The sequence below is a fragment of the Microbulbifer magnicolonia genome (assembly GCF_035117725.1).
In the GTDB taxonomy this organism is placed as follows: domain Bacteria; phylum Pseudomonadota; class Gammaproteobacteria; order Pseudomonadales; family Cellvibrionaceae; genus Microbulbifer; species Microbulbifer magnicolonia.
The window spans coordinates 79,486-96,211 of record NZ_JAYEFD010000003.1 but is presented as its reverse complement, the minus strand read 5'-3'; the positions used below and the strand labels follow the sequence as shown (position 1 = coordinate 96,211).

Here is a 16,726-nt window from a genome sequence, read left to right as displayed (position 1 = left end):
CTCCCACAAGAAGGGGGCGCCCTGAATCAGGCGCCATTCGGTCTAGAGATTGTATGCCAGGGTGGTGTACCAGTAGCGGCCGCTCAGATCGTAAGTGCGGCCGTCGAAATTGTCATTAAAGGCGGTGGCGGCAAACGGCGGCTCGCGATCGAGCAGGTTGTCTATGCCCACCGCAATTCGCAGTCCCAGGGGCAGCGCATAGGCGAGCTGTAAATCGTGGCTCGACCAGCTGCGGATTGCGCGCGTCACGCGCGTTTCATTGAGCGTAAAGGATTCCTCCAGCTCGCTCACATAGTGAATGGTGTAGCCGCCTTCCCAGCGTCCCTTGTGCCAGTAGACACCGGTATTGGCTTTCCAGTGCGGCAGTGAGCCGGCGCCGCCACTGGCGGCGTCGACAAATGTGCCGGCCAGGTCTTCAACGAGAGATCCCGGTGCGGCCTGGTTCAGGTATTGCTGCATGTGGCTGGAGTTGAGCGACCAGCGCAGTTGGCCGATTTCCTCGGAGTTGTGCTCGTAGCGCAGTGCCAGATCGAAACCGCGCACTTCGCGCGCGCCGATATTGAGCCGGGTCGCCGATATTTTTGTGATGTCGCCGCTCTCGTCGCGCAATACGCGGTCGGTAAACAGGCCGCTGTAAGCGTTCTTGTCGATCAGGTATTGCGGGCTGGAGTCGATGACGTCGTTCTGGCGGATGTTGAACAGGTCCAGCGTCGCACTGAATCCCTTCAGTGCCCGCGGCGTCCACACCAGGCCCAGTGAGCGGTTGTCGGAGGTTTCGGGCTGCAGGTTCGGGTTGCCGCCGAATTCTGTCAGGTACTGGATGCGCGCACCGTCGGCCTGGCCGCGGCAGCCGGGCAGGGTGTCGGCATCGCTGCCGGTGCAGGGGTCGAACAGGTACTCCTGGCTCTGGTAGCCGGTCTGGTTCATGTCGATCAGAGTCGGCGCTTTGAACCCCGTCGCATAACTGGCGCGCACCATCAGGGCGGCAGACGGGCGCCAGCGAAGGGCCAGTTTGGGATTGGCGGTGCTGCCGAAATCACTGTATCCGGAATAGCGCAGGGCGCCGTCGAGCCATAAAGTTTCCGCTGCCAGCGGCACGGAGATTTCCGCGAATGCCTCGCCGATCACGCGCTCGCCTGCGGCGGAGCCGGAGGCGTGTCCGCCGACGAAAGACAGACCGCGGGCGTCATTGGAGTGAAAGTCGATGGCCTCCCGGCGGAATTCGGCTCCCACCGCCGCAAGTATTTCACCGGCGCCGTTGCTTCCCAGATCGCCGTTGGCGACATAGGTCAGGGAGGTCATACGCGTGGCACCGTCCACTACGCTTTTGCCGCGGATGTAGGCCAGTTGCGCGGCATCGATACTGCCGCTGGGGCCCAGCAGGTTTGTCGCTACACAGCCACTCTGCAGATTGCACGCATCCGGGCCTTTCAGTCCCAGCGCGAGGGCGTGGGGGTCGATCAGGTTGTCCAGGCTTTCGGAGGCGCGGGTATAGTGCAGGGCCGTGGTCAGCTCCCACTGCCAGCTGTCCCGCATGCCCTTCAGTCCGGTGTTGAGGCGCCAAGTTTCGGTACGGTTCTTCTGGATGCGCGGGCCGAGTTCCAGGATTCGCTTGCGCACATCGACGATGTTCTGGCCGAAGGGGTTGTAGATATTATCGGCCGCAATCGTCAGGTCGCCATTGTCGAAGCGGGTGAATACCGGAGTCGGTGCCAGGGAGGCTTCGGCCGACGTGCGAATGGCCATGGCCTCCACGAACAGCAGCGTGTTCTCGCCCAGGTCCAGGTTGCCTTCCAGGTAGGCAGAATGTCTTTGTGACGGCACTACTGCGGAAGTGAATTCCCTGTAGTCGTAGCGGTCTTCCAGGGTCCACTCCCGGTAACCGCCGCTGTCCGAGTTCGTGAGTATCTGGTTCCCGTCGAGCGAAATAAATCCCGACGGTGACGCCGCGGAACGCTGGTCGGTGCCGCCGCGGGCCCGGTTGTCGGCGGATGCGGACAGGTCGCGGTCGCGGCTCATCAGGGCGCCCTGGCTGTAGTGCGCCAGGCTCAGCATCAGGTGGCCGCGCTCGCCGTTCCTGCCCCAGGTAATATGGTGAGACTCGGTTTGCTGATCGCCCTGTTGCGCCTGGCCGTAGTAGCTGTTTACGGACAGACCCTCGAAGTCGCGGCGCAGGATGATGTTCACCACACCGGCAATCGCATCCGAACCGTACACGGCGGAGGCGCCGTCCTTGAGGATCTCGATACGATCCACGGCAGAGAGTGGAATGCTATTCAGGTCGGCGGCCTCGCCGCCGAAGCCGTTACTGACAATGCGGCGACCGTTGATCAACACCAGGGTATTGCTGGCGGGCAGGCCGCGCAGTGTCACCGTGGCGGTGCCGTCGCCGCCATTGCTGACGGAGGTGCTGGTCGAGTTGCCGGAAACCGCAGGCAGGAACTTCAGCAGCTCGGCAATGGTCTGGGCGCCGGTAATCTCCAGTTCGGGCTGGGCCAGGACGTCGATGGGGGCATAGCTGTCCAGCTGCAGATGGCGCAGGTGGCTGCCTGTCAGGCTGCGTCCGGTAACCGTAATTTCCTCGGTGTGGGCGGGCAGCGCCCCGGTGTCTTCCTCCGCCTCGACTTCGCGGGTCAGCACCGCCACCGCGCCGGGCCCAACCCGCTCATAGGTAAATGGCGAGTCCTGCAGCAGTTGTTGCAGCGCGGGCTCGAACTCGCCGCTATCGGTGCTGAGGGTCTGTTCGGGCAGGGTATAGTTGGCGGCGGACGAGGCCTGCACCAGCACCGAGATCTTGCACTGGCGGCCCAGGGCGATCAGGGCGCGGGAGAGGTTGCCCGCCGGCAGGCGCACGCCGGATTCCGGGCAGGCGGAGAGGGCCCCCTCGGAGAGAAGCATCAGGGATGCCAGCGACAGTGTGGCCCAGTGCCGTGAAATCAAAGAATTGCCCGTTTCGCCACGCCCTAACGCCGCGCTGCGTAGGGCTTTTGCTCTTGTTGTTTTGAATCTGTTTGTAATGGTGCGGGCGGGGGGTACAGAGGCTGTACAATAAACGATCGCCCAGGCGGGTTTATAACTTAGTTGCGCCTGGGAGACAAGAGAGTCAGGTTAGGGTCGCTGTGATCCTGCTGCAGGTTCAGCGCAGTCGCTATGGCCTTGAGTGTATTGTCCGGATCGGACAGCTCGAAGGTGCCGGACAACAGCTGGTCGCGCACGCTGGGATCTGCCGCAGCCGGAACCTTCAGGTAGCGGTTCAGCTCCTCCAGGGCTTCTGCGAGGGGGGTCTGTTCGAATACCAGTACGCCGCGCGTCCAGTCCAGCGCTTCATCGGCGCTAGTGCGGCTGACTTCGCTGAGACCGCCGCTGGAAACGCTGACTTTCTGGTTTTTGACCAGTTTGATGGACTCCGGCTGCAGGCCGGGCGCACTCTCTGATTCACTAACCGCGACGACGCCGCCGGTCACGGATACGCGGGTGCTCTCCGGGTTGCGCTCGACATTGAATTCGGTTCCCAGCACGCGGATGTTCGCCTTGCCCGCTGCGACGGTAAACGGGCGGGCCGTCTGGCGTGCAACATCGAAATAGGCTTCACCGCGCAATAACTGCGTGCGGCGCTCTTCGCGGCTAAAAGCCACGCGGAGTTCGGAGTTGGTATTGAGTTGCACCTGGGAGCCGTCCGCCAGAGTCACTGTGCGGGTTTCGCCGACCTGGGTAATAAAGGTCTGCTCGCGAAATTCGCGGCCGCTGAGCCATTGGTTGCCGACCCACAGGGTCACTACCAGGCAGGCAGCAGCCAGGCCGCCGCCCATCAGCCACTGGGCAAAGTTCCAGCCACCGGCAACCGCGGCGCTATCGGTCGAAGCCCGGATGTCGCGCTGGGAAAGGGGAGTGCTGGAATTCGCCGACGGGCGGCTTTCGGGAAACAGCTCATCGATCGGCATATGGGCAAGCGCGCCCAGGTCGCCCCACAGCTCCGTCATTGCATCGAAAGCGCGGCGATTCCCCGCGGATTCGGCCAGCCAGGCGGCGAACTCGCGGCGGTCGGTCGCGCCGACAGAATCTGAGCGCAGACGCGCTATCCAGGCGCAGGCCTGGTCCAGCTTATCTTCGTTTGGTACTTCTTGTGCGCCCGCTGTATTCACCGCTCTTTACCTTGCTCAATCCCTATATTTCTACGGGTCAGAATGTTCCGTATTCCGCCCTTTTTCGGTGCATTCTAATAAATCGGCCAGTTTGGCGCGATTTTTTTCGTGCGCCCCATATTCGGCGCAATAACATCTGCTTGCGCCGCAATATCTTAGCGAATTATTTTCTCTGTGATCCGGTTTTTGTGTTCGAATGACCGGGCTCTGAGATAAGACGACCGACCGGATATCTCCCTCAACTAAATCTGTGAATAGATCGGTACTGACGTGCACAAAGCCTGTGCGCTCCCCCGCAATTCTGCAAATCATTTGCGACAGGAGGGATGAAAAGCGCGCTCAGAGAGTCGGGACTATTCGGACTGGTTGGATATTTCTACTGCCGCTCAGTTCCCCTACTGAGGGTTCAGGTCTACCCGCCGGCGGCACACCTTGAGGGCCTGCAGTATGTATTTTTCCACGCTGCTGACCGAGGTGTTCATTTCCTGGGCGATTTCGCTGTAGGAGAGGCCGCGGGTCCGGTGCAGCAGGAAGGCCTGGCGACATTTGATCGGCAGGCTGTCCATGGCCTCGTAGATGGATTGCAATTGCTGGCGGGCCGCCAGAACCCGCTCGGGGGACTGGTGATCGGCGTGCTCGTCGCCCAGGGCCTCGCCTTCGGCCGGCATCTGCTGGCTGATGTACTCCATATGCAGCTTGCCGCGGCGCAGCTGGTCTACGGCCAGGTTGTTGGCGATCTGGTAGAGGTAGGCGCGCGGGTTATCCAGCTCTTTCTCGTCGCTGAGCTTCTGCAGGCGAAGGTAGGCGTGCTGGGCGATGTCTTCGGCGTCGTCGGTGCTTTTGACAATGCGTGCCACAAAGCGCACCAATGCCTGGCCGTGTTCGGCAAACAGCTTTTCCAGAAGCGTTTTCCGAGCTTTATTCATTACTTAGAGGTTTCCCCGTACTGCACCCGCTGTGGTTATAGGTGTGGAACCTCCGAACAAGTCCTCGTGATGCCTCTGTAAGCCTCGCAGATACAGGCTTAAGGCCGCGCAGAGACATTACCAGGACTGGTTCGGAGGTTCCTAATTGCGAGCTGGCGCACAGTTATATCACAGGCTTCCGCTCGCCGACGAGCGGCTTCCACACATCTCGCGGCGGGAGAAGGGGATGCGCTATGCCTGGCCGCCTATACCGTTATAATGGCCCCCGCGCCAGTGGCGCCTGGATTTAAAGACACAGTAATGGCGCCGGCAGGCGCTGGAGAGCGGATGAGCTATCAAGTACTGGCGCGCAAGTGGCGGCCGCGGTTGTTTCGGGAGATGGTGGGGCAGGAGCATGTGCTCCAGGCGCTGATCAACGCCCTGGATAACGGCCGTTTGCATCACGCCTACCTGTTTGCCGGTACCCGCGGCGTGGGCAAGACCACCATCGCGCGTATCCTCGCCAAATGCCTGAACTGCGAGAGCGGCGTCAGTTCCGAGCCCTGTGGCCAGTGTGCCGCCTGCTGCGAGATCGCCGAGGGGCGTTTCGTCGACCTGATCGAGGTGGACGCGGCCTCGCGCACCAAGGTCGAGGATACCCGCGAGCTGCTGGAAAACGTCCAGTATGCGCCGACAAGGGGGCGCTACAAGGTGTACCTGATCGACGAGGTGCACATGCTCTCCAACAGCTCCTTCAACGCGCTGTTGAAGACCCTGGAAGAGCCGCCGCCGCACGTCAAATTCCTGCTGGCCACTACCGATCCGCAGAAACTGCCGGTGACCGTGCTATCCCGCTGCCTGCAGTTCAATCTGAAGAACATGACCCCGGAGCGCGTGGTAGAACACCTGCGCTTCGTGCTGGAGCAGGAAATGGTGCCCTTCGAGACGGGCGCCCTGTGGCACCTCGGGCGCGCCGCCGACGGCAGCATGCGCGACGCCATGAGCCTGACAGATCAGGCCATCGCCTTCGGCGGCGGCAAGATCAGCGAGGCCGAAGTGCGCGCCATGCTCGGCAGCATCGATGCCGGCCTGGTGTGGAAACTGCTGCAGGCGCTGGCGGAGGAGAGCGCTGCCTCGCTGTTCGCCGCCGTCGAGGAGCTGGCGCAGCAGGCGCCGGACTACAGCGCGGCCCTGGCCGAGCTGGCCAACAACCTGCACCGCATCGCCGTGGCCCAGGTACTGCCGCAGTCGGTGGACAACGCCCTCGGCGACGGCGAGCGCCTGCGCGAGCACGCCGCGCGCATCGCGCCGGAAAACGTACAACTCTATTACCAGATGGCACTGCTCGCGCGCCGCGACCTGCCCCTGGCGCCGGACCCGCGCAGCGGCTTCGAAATGGCGCTGCTGCGCATGCTGGCCTTCCGCCCCCAGGGCGTGGCCGAAATCCCGCGCGCCAGTCTGCCGCAAGACAATGCCGCCGAGCCGCCACCGACAGTGCAGCAACCGGCTGTCCAGCAGCCGGCGGTGCAGCCCGAAAGCGCAGCGCTGGAGGTGGCTGCGGAAAAAAAGCGCCTGGCGGATGTGACGCCGGCTGAGGTCGGCGCTCCTGCTGTTGATGACACTCCGCCCTGGGAGCCCCCGCGAGCGGCAGTGACACCGGCGCCCGAGCCGGTCGCACCACATGTCGTTGACGAGCCGCCCGCAGCGGTAGAACCGCCGCAGCAGCAGCCGGTTCCCGAAATGGCCGTGGAAGCGGCTCAGCCGGCTCCCCAATCCCCGCAGCCAGTGGCAGACCAGCGCGCGACGCTGCGGGAACAGCTGCGCCAGCAGGTGGCACAGGTAGAGTCTGCGCCCCTTCCGCCGCAGGAAGCCCGGCCAAAGCCGCAACAGCCAGTCGCCGAAAAACCTGCGAGTGCACGTCTCGACGCCCTCACACCGGGCAGCTGGCCGGCACTCTATGGCCAGCTGGGCGTCAGCGGCATACTGCACTCCATCGCCTTTCACCTGGAACTGGTGGTGCGGCAGGACAATATACTGTCCTTTACCCTGGATGAGTCCTACAGCAGCCTGTACGACGAGGTGCACCAGCGCCGCCTGGCGGATCTGCTGAGTGACTTTTTCCAGCAGCCGGTCACCGTGTATATCCAGGTCGGGCAGGTGCGCGGCACGACGCCGGCACGCCTGGCCGCCGCCACGCGCGAGGCGCGCCTGGCTGCCGCGCGGGATGCCCTGTCGGCGGATCCACTGGTGCACGAGTTGCAGCAGGAGCTGGGCGCAGAGCTGCTGCCCGACTCGGTGGAGTCCCTGGCGGAGGCCGATTAGTTATCTATGTGGGAGCCTGCCCTGCAGGCGATTGCGCCGCGGCGAAGATCGCCAGCAGGGCAGGCTCCCACAGGCAGAGAATGAGCGAGGATAGAGCGATGAAAGGTTTGGGCGATCTGATGCAGCAGGCCCAGAAGATGCAGGCCGAGATGCAGGAAAAAATGCAGAAGATGCAGCAGGAATTGAACGAGCTGCGCGTCTGCGGTGAGGCCGGTGCCGGCATGGTCAAGGTCACCATGAACGGCCGCCACGACGTGATTTCGGTGGAAATCGATCCGGAGCTACTCAGCGAAGACAAGGAAATGCTGGAAGACCTGCTGGCCGCAGCGGTGAACGACGCGGTGCGCCGTGCCGAGGAAAAGGCGCAGGAGCTGCAAAAGCAGCAGATGGGCAACCTCGCCTCCGGCATCAACCTGCCGGAAGGTTTCAAATTTCCCTTCTAAGGCGCATTTCGGCAAATAGTTTCTGACATTTATGTTTAGTCCCCTTATTGAAGACCTGATACGCGCGCTGCGCTGCCTGCCCGGTGTCGGCCCCAAGTCGGCACAGCGCATGGCCATGTACCTGCTGGAAAAGGACCGCGATGCCGCTGGCCTGCTGGCGCGAACGCTGGAGCAGGCGGTGGAGAAGGTCGGCCGCTGCGGCCAGTGCCGCACCCTGACCGAGCAGGAAATCTGCGCGCTGTGTAACAACAGCCGGCGCGATCATAAATCCCTGTGCGTGGTGGAGACGCCGGCCGATGTACTGGCGATCGAGCAGGCGGGTAATTACCACGGTCGCTACTTCGTTCTGCACGGGCACCTGTCGCCGATCGACGGTGTGGGTCCGGCAAACCTGGGGATCGATCTGCTGGAACGGCGCCTCGCCAGTGAGGCGCTGGAAGAGCTGATTATCGCCACCAATCCCACCGTCGAGGGGGAGGCCACCGCGCAGTTTATCGCCGAGCGCGCCAGGGTCCGCGGTGTTGCCGTCAGCCGGATTGCCCACGGCGTGCCCATCGGCGGCGAGCTGGAATATATCGACGGCGGTACCCTGGCCCATGCGTTCAACAGCCGCACCGCCTTTTTTCCGGGCGGTTGAGCTTGTTATAAACCCGGCAATTAAATATTGCCGGGTTTATCGCGGCACAGGGATGTGCCGCCGCCAGCCACAGGCTGGCGCGAGCCCTTGAAATACAAGCAAATCCACGCATTTGCGCGGGGCGGCCATCCGCCAGTATTTCAAGGGCGACAAACAAATAATTCAGGAGAATTATTTGTTTGCCGGGTAAATAATTCAAAGGGCTGAGGGCTCTGATGTTAAAAGTAGATACCACGCCCATCTGGATTGACAGCAGCGAGCGGCTGGCGGAACTCTGTGCGCGCTGGCGCCAGCAGAGTGCGGTGGCACTGGACACCGAGTTCATGCGCAGCCGCACCTTCTACCCCCAGCCGGCACTGGTGCAGGTCGGGGATGGCGAGCGCTGTTACCTGATTGACAACCTGGCGATCGAAGATCTGCAGCCGCTGCGGGACCTGCTGCTGGACCCGCGCGTGACCAAGATCATGCACAGCTGCAGCGAGGATCTGGAGACGCTGGAGCGGCTGCTGGGAGCAATTCCCGAGCCGATTTTCGATACCCAGATAGCCGCCGCCCTGACCGGCATGGGCGCGGGCCTCGGCTACGCCGCCACGGTCAAGGAATTGCTCAATATCGAGTTGCCCAAGAGCGAAACCCGCTCCGACTGGCTGCAGCGCCCGCTCAGCGATGCGCAGAAAAACTATGCCGCGCTGGATGTCGCCTGGCTGCCGCTGCTTTACGGCGTGCTGGTGAAGCGTCTGCGCGAGCGCGGGCGCCTGGAATGGCTGCGGGAAGACTGCGATGCGCTCGTATCTGCCGCGCGAAGCCCGCAGCCGCCGGAACTCTATTACCAGAAGGTCAAGGGCGCCTGGCGTCTGCGCGGCCAGCAGCTGGCAGCGCTGCAGGACCTGTGTGCCTGGCGCGAGCGGGAGGCGCGAGTGCGGGATGTGCCGCGCAACCACCTGCTGAAAGAAAATGTCTGCATGAACCTGGCCCAGCAGTTGCCGCGGCACCTGGCCACATTGGCCCAGCCGGGGCTGGAGGGGCGCGCGCTGCGCGAGCACGGCGATAGCCTGCTGCAGATCATCGCCGGCGCGGCCGAGCGTCAGGACACACCGCCGCGACTGCCGCAGCCGCTCAACCGCCGCGAGGGCGAATGGCTCAAGCTGTTGCGCCAGGAAATCAACGCGATCGCGGAGGTCGAGGATCTGCCCGCGGAAATACTGGTGCGCAAAAAAGAACTGGAGACACTGGTGCAGTCGCCCCAGCCCGAGTTGCAGGGGCGCCTGAAGGGCTGGCGTGCGGAAGTGATTGGCAAGCCGCTGCTCAAGGCACTGCACGAGCTGCGCGAAGAAGAAACCAGATAGAGGTAACAACGTGAAAGTCCTGTGCGATATCTACCGCAGTCCGCGCAAAGAAGAGATGTACCTCTATGTCGACAAGCGCGATGGCACTTCGAAGGTGCCGGAAAACCTGCTGCAACTGTTCGGCAAACCGCAGCACGTCACCACAATGCTGGTGACGCCGGAGAAAAAACTTGCCCGCGCCGATGCGAACAAGGTCCTGAATGAAATCTGTGAGTGCGGTTATTATCTGCAGATGCCGCCGCTGGCCGATTCCGAGATGAATGCCATCGCGGCGCAGAACAGCAAGCTGCAGCGTTGAGCCGAAACACTATGGCCGAGCAGCCTTTCTGGCAGTGCAAGACCCTCGCGCAGATGAGCGAGGCCGAGTGGGAGTCGCTCTGTGATGGTTGCGGCCGCTGCTGCCTGCACCGCCTGGAAGACGAGGACAGCGGCGAGATCTACACCACCAATGTGGCCTGTCGGCTGCTGGATACCCACTCCTGCCAGTGCGGCGACTATGCGCGGCGCAAACAGCAGGTGCCGGATTGTATCCAGCTGCGCGCTCAGGACGTAATCGGATTCAGCTGGCTGCCGGCCACCTGCGCCTACCGCACCCTGGCGGAGGGGCGGCCTTTGGCGGACTGGCACCCGCTGGTGTCCGGCCGTGCCGAGTCGGTTCACGAAGCGGGCATCTCGGTGCGCGGCTGCGTGATCAGCGAAGAGTTGGTACATCCGGACGATTTCGAGGAGCATATCGTCCAGTGGGTGGGCGATAGCTGATCGAGAACCGATCTGCAAAAACTCTGGCTCGTCATACCGGCGTGAGCTTCGCTGCTCTAACGAGTCGCCGGAATGACGATAGACAGGGGCGGACCTTGTGTTCGCCCAACGTTAAAACAAAGAACGAAAAAACTATGGCCGAAGACTTTCGAATAGCCTGGATGATTTACGCCGGCGGCGTCCTGGTACTGTTGCTGGCGGGCTGGTGGTTTATGCGCAACTGGACCTGGAGCTGGCTGCGCCGAACGCTGTTGATTACCTTCGCGGCAGCATTGCTGATTCCGGCGCGGAGTTCGCTGGAAAACGCCGTGGCGGTACCACTCTTGCCGCTGTTTGTGTACCAGATACTGTTCGAAGAGGAGGGGGCTACCCCGGAAGTAACGGCCAATCTGGTCTTTGCCAGCGGCGGGGCACTGGCCCTGATGGCGATCCTGGGCCTGATCACCCTGTACCTGGGGTACCGCCGCGAGAAGCGCCGCCGTACCGACCAGGATCCCTACTTTGACGAGCGTTGAGACCGCTCACTTTGCGTTCGGTGGCCGCGCTCTAACCTGATCTCGGCGCAGTCAGCGCAACTTTGCGCTTGAAGCGGCTCCGGGATTCGCCGCCGCAGTTCACAGGACGGCGCGAGCCCTTGATATACCAGTAACTTCGCGCAGTTGCGCCGGTAATTCGAGGGCGACAATCAAGACGATCAAATGGGTGAGGGATCACCGATTTGAATGCCGAGTTGAAGTGCAGTAAGCGCGCACTCACGTCAAAAAATAGACTGGGTTCACAGATTCAGGCGCGACCATTGCGCCCTGTGGGGCGATATCCGGGCTGGTGGTCACGAGTGACCGGACTCCGTGTCCCATTACCTGATCAAAGGCGCCGCATCCCCTCTCCGCCGCCACTGTCCACCGTGACAGCTGCTATATCTATAGGGCTGGCTCCGCCATTGGCGCGGAGTCGATCCAATTAGAAAAATGCCAGTATCGTTCTGGTGATCTGAGTTGGACGTTCGTTCAAGACTTGGCGAATGGATTTTGTTGTCTGGCTAGGCGTGGCGAGGAGTCGCAACGCAGCTTGGCGGCAAAAGGCGCCGCCCAAATTGAACGGTAACGGCTGACTCAGCACACAAGCTGTGCATGGCAGAGGAACACGGATGCTCGACCATCTGCTTATTTTGACCGCGGTAATGCTGGTTTCGGGTATTCTCGGTGGCCTGGTGAACTACTACCAGATGCTGTTTACCGAGGAAGACCCCGCCGGCCTGGCGCGCTGCCTGATTATGGGGTTGTGTGGCGCGCTGATGGTGCCGATTTTCCTGAAATTCACCCAAAGCGACCTGCTGATTGAAATCCAGGGCGACCCCTCGCGCCTGCTGATTTTCACCGGTTACTGCCTGCTCGCGGCTATCGCCTCGCGCATGTTCGTATTCAATGCCGCCCGGCGCCAGCTGCGCGACGCCAGTATCGCCCGGGCACGGGTCGAGAATCTGGAGCAGGAATTGCGCGCCATGCAGCTGGAAATCATGCCGCTGCTGGAGCACGAGATCGAGGGTGATCCGGAGCAGGGCCCGGCACTGGATTTCAACCAGATCCGCAAACTGGATGAAAATGCCCTGCACGTGCTCAACCTGCTGAACGGTGGTGACTGTGTGTTCCGCTCCCTGTCGGGCATGGTGCAGGAGGGCGGTATGGAGACCAATTCCGCTGCCCGCGCCCTCAACAGCCTGCTGGTGCTGGAGATGGTGGGCAAGATCCACAGTCATCTGGGGATCCGCTGGTATATCACCGACAAAGGCCGCCAGGTGGTCCATCGCCGCAGCACCCAGATGGCCTGATCTCCCTGTAGACCCGAGTGGCGGGCCGCTGGCGCGCCCAATTCCTCGCCGCCGGTCATTCAATTTGATCGTTCCCGCCTTTCGCCGCTCCCGCCTGATCAATTAATATTCGCCATCTCGAATCAAGATTTGTGAACCGGATTGGAGTGACGATGAAATTTACCGGCACCGACAGCTATGTCGCCACCGAAGACCTGCAAATGGCGGTGAACGCGGCGGTCACCCTGCAGCGGCCGCTGCTGATCAAGGGCGAGCCGGGCACCGGCAAGACGCTGCTGGCCGAGGAGGTGGCGCGGAGCCTGGGGCTGAAGCTGATCCAGTGGCATATCAAATCGACCACCAAGGCACAGCAGGGCCTGTACGAATACGATGCGGTATCGCGTCTGCGCGACTCGCAGCTGGGGGTGGACAAGGTCCACGATATCCGCAACTACATCAAGCGCGGCAAGCTGTGGGAGGCCTTTGCGGCCGAGGAGCGCGTGGTGCTGTTGATCGATGAGATCGACAAGGCGGATATCGAGTTCCCCAACGACATGCTGGTGGAACTGGATCGCATGGAGTTCTTCGTCTATGAAACCGGCGAGACGGTAAAGGCCAAACACCGCCCGGTCGTGATCATCACTTCCAACAACGAGAAGGAACTGCCGGACGCTTTCCTGCGCCGCTGTTTCTTCCACTACATCAGCTTTCCCGACCGCGACACCATGCACAGAATTGTCGATGTGCACTATCCGGGCATCAAGGGCCAGCTGGTGGCAGAGGCGATGGATATCTTTTTCCAGCTGCGCGAGGTGCCGGGGCTGAAGAAAAAGCCCTCCACTTCCGAGCTGATCGACTGGCTTAAACTGCTGCTGGCCGACGATATTCCCGAGGAGGTGCTGAAAAACCGCGACAACAGCAGCGCGATCCCACCGCTCTACGGCGCACTGCTGAAGAATGAGCAGGACGTGCATATGCTCGAGCGCCTGGCCTTTATGGCGCGCCGGGAAAACCGCTAGCTGGCTTGGGTGGCGGTGCCGCTGCCGGGTGGCCTTTTGCGGGACACGGGCTAGGCGCCCCCCCTAAACCCATCCATGGGGGCTTGTCTGCGAGGTCCCTCTCGCCGACAAAACGGCAGGACTGCCGTTTTGGACGCCGGAGGCGCCCGAAGGGTGAGGGCCATGGATGGCCCGAATCACAGTCCCGCAAAAGGCCACCCGGCATCGACACCTTCGCCCCGACTGCAATGGCTTAATATGCTTATCGGTTTCTTTCTCAATTTACGCCGCTACAAACTGCCGGTCTCCATCACCGAACTGCTGGCCCTGCTCGAGGCCTTGCAGCAGCGCCTGGTGTTCGCGAACCTGGAGGAATTCTATTTCCTCTCCCGCACCTGCCTGGTCAAGGACGAGAAGCACTTCGACAAGTTCGACCGCGCCTTCGATGCCTACTTCAAGGACCTGGAAACCCTCGACGATATCCTCGAGCAGATGATCCCCGAGGACTGGCTGCGCGCGGAGTTTCTCAAGCAGTTGAGCGATGAGGAAAAGGCCAGGATCGAGAGTCTCGGCGGCCTGGAAAAACTGCTGGAGGAATTCCAGAAACGCCTCGAGGAGCAGAAGAAACGCCACAGCGGCGGCAACCGCTGGATCGGCACCGGCGGCACCAGCCCGTTCGGCAACAGCGGTTACCATCCGGAGGGCATTCGCGTCGGCGCCAGCAGTCGCAACCGCTCGGCGGTCAAGGTGTGGCAGAAGCGCCAGTTCAAGAACCTGGACGACAGCATTACCCTGGGGACGCGCAATATCCAGGTGGCGCTGCGCAAGCTGCGCAAGTTCGCCCGCACCGGTGCCGCGGAAGAACTGGACCTGGACGACACCATTTCCTCCACGGCGCGCAACGCCGGGTTGCTGGATATCAAGATGGTGCCCGAGCGGCACAACGCGGTAAAAGTACTGATTTTCTTCGATGTCGGCGGTTCCATGGATCCCTACGTGCGCGTGTGTGAGGAGCTCTTTTCCGCGTGTCGTTCCGAGTTCAAGCACCTGGAATATTTCTATTTCCACAACTTTATCTACGAGCACGTGTGGAAGGACAACCAGCGTCGCTATTCAGAATCGACACCGTTGCGGGAAGTACTGCGCACCTACGGCAAGGATTACAGGGTCGTTTTTGTCGGCGATGCCTCCATGGCACCCTACGAGATCACCAGCCGCTACGGCAGCGTCGAGCATATGAACGAGGAGCCGGGATCGGCCTGGATGGAGCGGGTCTCCGACACCTACGGCAAGTTGATCTGGCTCAATCCCGTCGGCGAGGAATACTGGCGCTACACGCCCAGCATCGGTCTGACCCAGCGCCTCGTCGGAGGGCATATGTACCCGATGACACTGGAGGGGCTGGACAGGGCCATCGCCTATCTGGTGAAAGGACGGTGAGGTTAATGCGGAATGCGGAATGATGAATGCGGAATACGCGATTCGACTTCGTGTTTGCGGGTGGGCATTCGGTCGGCGCCTGAGCTTTTCTGGTAGGCGGTTTTGCGGTTAAGCGCAGGTCGCGCATCCTGTTCCGCATTCCGCATTCCGCATTCCGCATTCCGCATTCCGCATTCCGCATTCCGCATTCCGCATTCCGCATTCCGCATTCCGCATTCCGCATTCCGCATTCCGCATTCCGCATTCTGTGTCAGCCGCCAAAGTGCTTCGGCGGCGCGCCCTCGTGATCCGCGGTAATGCTGATCTCTTCCTTGGTAGTGTCCTTCACCTTCACGTGTACCTCTTCCACGCCGTGCATCCAGTCCACCAGCTTGTTGCGCAGGAAGAACAGGATTATGCCGGCCAGGATTGCGGCGATGGCGACACCGCCGAAGGTGGCCAGGGGGCCGGTTTCGCCCACGAGCTTACCGATTTCCGCCGCGCCCTTGTTGGCGATGCCGATAAACGCAAACCACAGGCCCATCATCAGCGAAACGTAGCGCAGCGGCGACAGCTTGGTCACCATCGAGAGGCCGATCGGCGACAGGCACAGCTCGCCGATGGTGTGGAAAATATAGGCGAAGACCAGCCACCAGGGGCTGGCCAGGGTGGTCTCCGAGTCGCCGATCTGCAGTGCGGCACCGACCATGGAGATGAAGCCCAGGCCGAGGAAGACCAACCCCATACTGAATTTCGCCGGCGAGTTCGGTTCGCGGTCGCCGAGGCCGACCCAGATGCTGGCGATGATCGGCGCGAGAATGATGATAAACAGCGGGTTGACCATCTGCAGCCAGCTCGCCGGAATTTCCCAGCCGAACATATGCAGATCGGTATTGTATTTGGCAAACAGGTTCATGGAGCCGGCGGCCTGCTCGAAGCCCGCCCAGAAAATCACGGTGAACACGCCGAGGATCAGGATCACCTTGATGCGGTCGCGCTCTTCCTGGGTGAGCGGTTTGTGCTCTTCCACGGTTTCCTGTTTAAGCCCCAGTTTCGCCGACGGCTGCACGCCTATGTCGCCCAGGTAGCGCCGCGCCTGGGTCAGCTGCAGTATCAGGCCCAGCAGCATGCCGAGGCCGGCGACGAAGAAGGCCAGCTGGTAATTCACCTTCTCGCCGATCCAGCCGATCACCAGGTAGCCGAGGATAGAGCCCAGGTTGATACCCATGTAGAAAATCGTAAAGGCGGTGTCGCGGCGCTTATCGCCCTCATCGTAGAGGTCGCCGACCATGGTGGAGATATTGGGTTTGAAAAATCCGTTGCCGATGATCATCAGCGCCAGACCCAGCCACAGCATATAGATCTCGCTGCCGTCCGGCAGCCAGGCGTGGGGGAAGCCCAGTGCGAACTGGCCGAACATCATCAGTATGCCGCCGAAGATGATGCAGCGGCGCTGCCCCCAGATGTTGTCGGCCATCCAGCCGCCGATAATCGGCGTCAGGTACACCAGCATCGCGTACCAGCCCAGGTAGCTCAGCGCCTTGGATTGCAGCTCGGTCTCGGACAACTGTTCCCAGCCGAACACCGCCGCCGCGGCGGCGGAGGTGAGGTAGAAGACGAAGATACCCCGCATGCCGTAGTAGCTGAGGCGCTCCCACATTTCGGTACCGAAAAGCAGAAACAGGCCCTTGGGATGGCCGAGCATGTCGCCGGCGCCGGCCGGCGGTCTGGGTTTAAGATCTTGCATAGATACAGCTCGCAAGTTGTGCCGGGAGCGCCGAGCTGTCTCGGGGCGCTGAAGGCTCCTGCTCGGCATGCGGGCCCTGGGCCCGCCCAGATGAGCCCGTTTACCGGGAATGGTCACGCGTCTGCCCAAGTATAGATCAGCGCCACAAGCGGCAAGCCGCGGGCCGTGAAGGCGGCGGCTGCGGCGGGTATAATCGCCCGT

General features: G+C 61.8%; 14 protein-coding genes. 10 read left to right on the top strand and 4 right to left on the bottom strand.

The genetic code is table 11. The annotated features are described in order from the left end of the window. Nucleotides 1-42: 42 nt before the first annotated feature. The 3 genes from RRF64_RS15330 to RRF64_RS15320 all read right to left on the bottom strand — a co-directional run bounded on the left by RRF64_RS15330 (nt 43) and on the right by RRF64_RS15320 (nt 5,068). Complete coding sequence (locus tag RRF64_RS15330) at nt 43-2,898, bottom strand: TonB-dependent receptor (protein ID WP_323846790.1); 2,856 nt, start codon at nt 2,896-2,898, stop codon at nt 43-45. 179 nt (nt 2,899-3,077) lie between these two features. Continuing rightward, nucleotides 3,078-4,142: a FecR family protein gene (locus RRF64_RS15325; protein WP_323846789.1), complete on the bottom strand. Its 1,065-nt coding sequence runs from the start codon at nt 4,140-4,142 to the stop codon at nt 3,078-3,080. Nucleotides 4,143-4,537: 395 nt separating this feature from the next. Further along, nucleotides 4,538-5,068, bottom strand: a complete 531-nt coding sequence (locus RRF64_RS15320; protein WP_323846788.1) for an RNA polymerase sigma factor — start codon at nt 5,066-5,068, stop codon at nt 4,538-4,540. Between the two features lie 327 nt (nt 5,069-5,395). Here RRF64_RS15320 and dnaX point away from each other — a divergent pair, with 327 nt between their 5' ends. From dnaX to RRF64_RS15270, 10 genes are all read left to right on the top strand, one after another. Further along, nucleotides 5,396-7,369 (top strand): DNA polymerase III subunit gamma/tau, encoded by a 1,974-nt coding sequence (gene dnaX / locus RRF64_RS15315; protein ID WP_323846787.1) that lies wholly within the window; start codon nt 5,396-5,398, stop codon nt 7,367-7,369. 98 nt (nt 7,370-7,467) lie between these two features. Further along, nucleotides 7,468-7,812 (top strand): YbaB/EbfC family nucleoid-associated protein, encoded by a 345-nt coding sequence (locus RRF64_RS15310; RefSeq protein WP_323846786.1) that lies wholly within the window; start codon nt 7,468-7,470, stop codon nt 7,810-7,812. Nucleotides 7,813-7,843: 31 nt separating this feature from the next. Beyond that, a complete protein-coding gene (gene recR / locus RRF64_RS15305; protein ID WP_323846785.1) occupies nt 7,844-8,449 on the top strand; it encodes a recombination mediator RecR in 606 nt (201 codons plus the stop codon). A 215-nt stretch (nt 8,450-8,664) separates the two neighbouring features. Then, nucleotides 8,665-9,795 carry a ribonuclease D gene (rnd, locus tag RRF64_RS15300; protein WP_323846784.1) on the top strand — a complete coding sequence of 377 codons (1,131 nt, stop codon included), beginning with the start codon at nt 8,665-8,667 and terminating at the stop codon, nt 9,793-9,795. A 10-nt stretch (nt 9,796-9,805) separates the two neighbouring features. Next, on the top strand, nt 9,806-10,093 hold the full coding sequence (locus RRF64_RS15295; RefSeq protein WP_323846783.1) for a YcgL domain-containing protein: 288 nt from the start codon (nt 9,806-9,808) through the stop codon (nt 10,091-10,093). An 11-nt stretch (nt 10,094-10,104) separates the two neighbouring features. After that, nucleotides 10,105-10,554, top strand: coding sequence for a YcgN family cysteine cluster protein (locus tag RRF64_RS15290; RefSeq protein ID WP_323846782.1), 450 nt, complete (start codon nt 10,105-10,107; stop codon nt 10,552-10,554). Nucleotides 10,555-10,688: 134 nt separating this feature from the next. After that, nucleotides 10,689-11,069, top strand: coding sequence for a hypothetical protein (locus tag RRF64_RS15285; RefSeq protein WP_323846781.1), 381 nt, complete (start codon nt 10,689-10,691; stop codon nt 11,067-11,069). Between the two features lie 632 nt (nt 11,070-11,701). Further along, nucleotides 11,702-12,382: a YEATS-associated helix-containing protein gene (locus tag RRF64_RS15280; RefSeq protein WP_323846780.1), complete on the top strand. Its 681-nt coding sequence runs from the start codon at nt 11,702-11,704 to the stop codon at nt 12,380-12,382. Between the two features lie 152 nt (nt 12,383-12,534). Then, complete coding sequence (locus tag RRF64_RS15275) at nt 12,535-13,380, top strand: AAA family ATPase (protein WP_323846779.1); 846 nt, start codon at nt 12,535-12,537, stop codon at nt 13,378-13,380. 237 nt (nt 13,381-13,617) lie between these two features. Further along, nucleotides 13,618-14,799 carry a vWA domain-containing protein gene (locus RRF64_RS15270; protein WP_323846778.1) on the top strand — a complete coding sequence of 394 codons (1,182 nt, stop codon included), beginning with the start codon at nt 13,618-13,620 and terminating at the stop codon, nt 14,797-14,799. Nucleotides 14,800-15,049: 250 nt separating this feature from the next. Here the strand turns inward: RRF64_RS15270 and RRF64_RS15265 are convergent, their stop codons facing one another. Further along, the gene (locus RRF64_RS15265; protein ID WP_323846777.1) at nt 15,050-16,525 is read right to left on the bottom strand and encodes a peptide MFS transporter; all 1,476 of its coding nucleotides are present in this window, start codon (nt 16,523-16,525) and stop codon (nt 15,050-15,052) included. Between the last annotated feature and the right edge of the window lie 201 nt (nt 16,526-16,726).

Excerpts from the sequence above, each read along its gene's own strand:
- RRF64_RS15330 (WP_323846790.1), bottom strand. The coding sequence starts at position 2,898 with ATGCTTCTCTCCGAGGGGGCCCTCTCCGCCTGCCCGGAATCCGGCGTG.
- RRF64_RS15320 (WP_323846788.1), bottom strand. The coding sequence starts at position 5,068 with ATGAATAAAGCTCGGAAAACGCTTCTGGAAAAGCTGTTTGCCGAACAC.
- dnaX (WP_323846787.1), top strand. The coding sequence starts at position 5,396 with ATGAGCTATCAAGTACTGGCGCGCAAGTGGCGGCCGCGGTTGTTTCGG.
- RRF64_RS15310 (WP_323846786.1), top strand. The coding sequence starts at position 7,468 with ATGAAAGGTTTGGGCGATCTGATGCAGCAGGCCCAGAAGATGCAGGCC.
- recR (WP_323846785.1), top strand. The coding sequence starts at position 7,844 with ATGTTTAGTCCCCTTATTGAAGACCTGATACGCGCGCTGCGCTGCCTG.
- rnd (WP_323846784.1), top strand. The coding sequence starts at position 8,665 with ATGTTAAAAGTAGATACCACGCCCATCTGGATTGACAGCAGCGAGCGG.
- RRF64_RS15290 (WP_323846782.1), top strand. The coding sequence starts at position 10,105 with ATGGCCGAGCAGCCTTTCTGGCAGTGCAAGACCCTCGCGCAGATGAGC.
- RRF64_RS15285 (WP_323846781.1), top strand. The coding sequence starts at position 10,689 with ATGGCCGAAGACTTTCGAATAGCCTGGATGATTTACGCCGGCGGCGTC.
- RRF64_RS15280 (WP_323846780.1), top strand. The coding sequence starts at position 11,702 with ATGCTCGACCATCTGCTTATTTTGACCGCGGTAATGCTGGTTTCGGGT.
- RRF64_RS15275 (WP_323846779.1), top strand. The coding sequence starts at position 12,535 with ATGAAATTTACCGGCACCGACAGCTATGTCGCCACCGAAGACCTGCAA.
- RRF64_RS15270 (WP_323846778.1), top strand. The coding sequence starts at position 13,618 with ATGCTTATCGGTTTCTTTCTCAATTTACGCCGCTACAAACTGCCGGTC.
- RRF64_RS15265 (WP_323846777.1), bottom strand. The coding sequence starts at position 16,525 with ATGCAAGATCTTAAACCCAGACCGCCGGCCGGCGCCGGCGACATGCTC.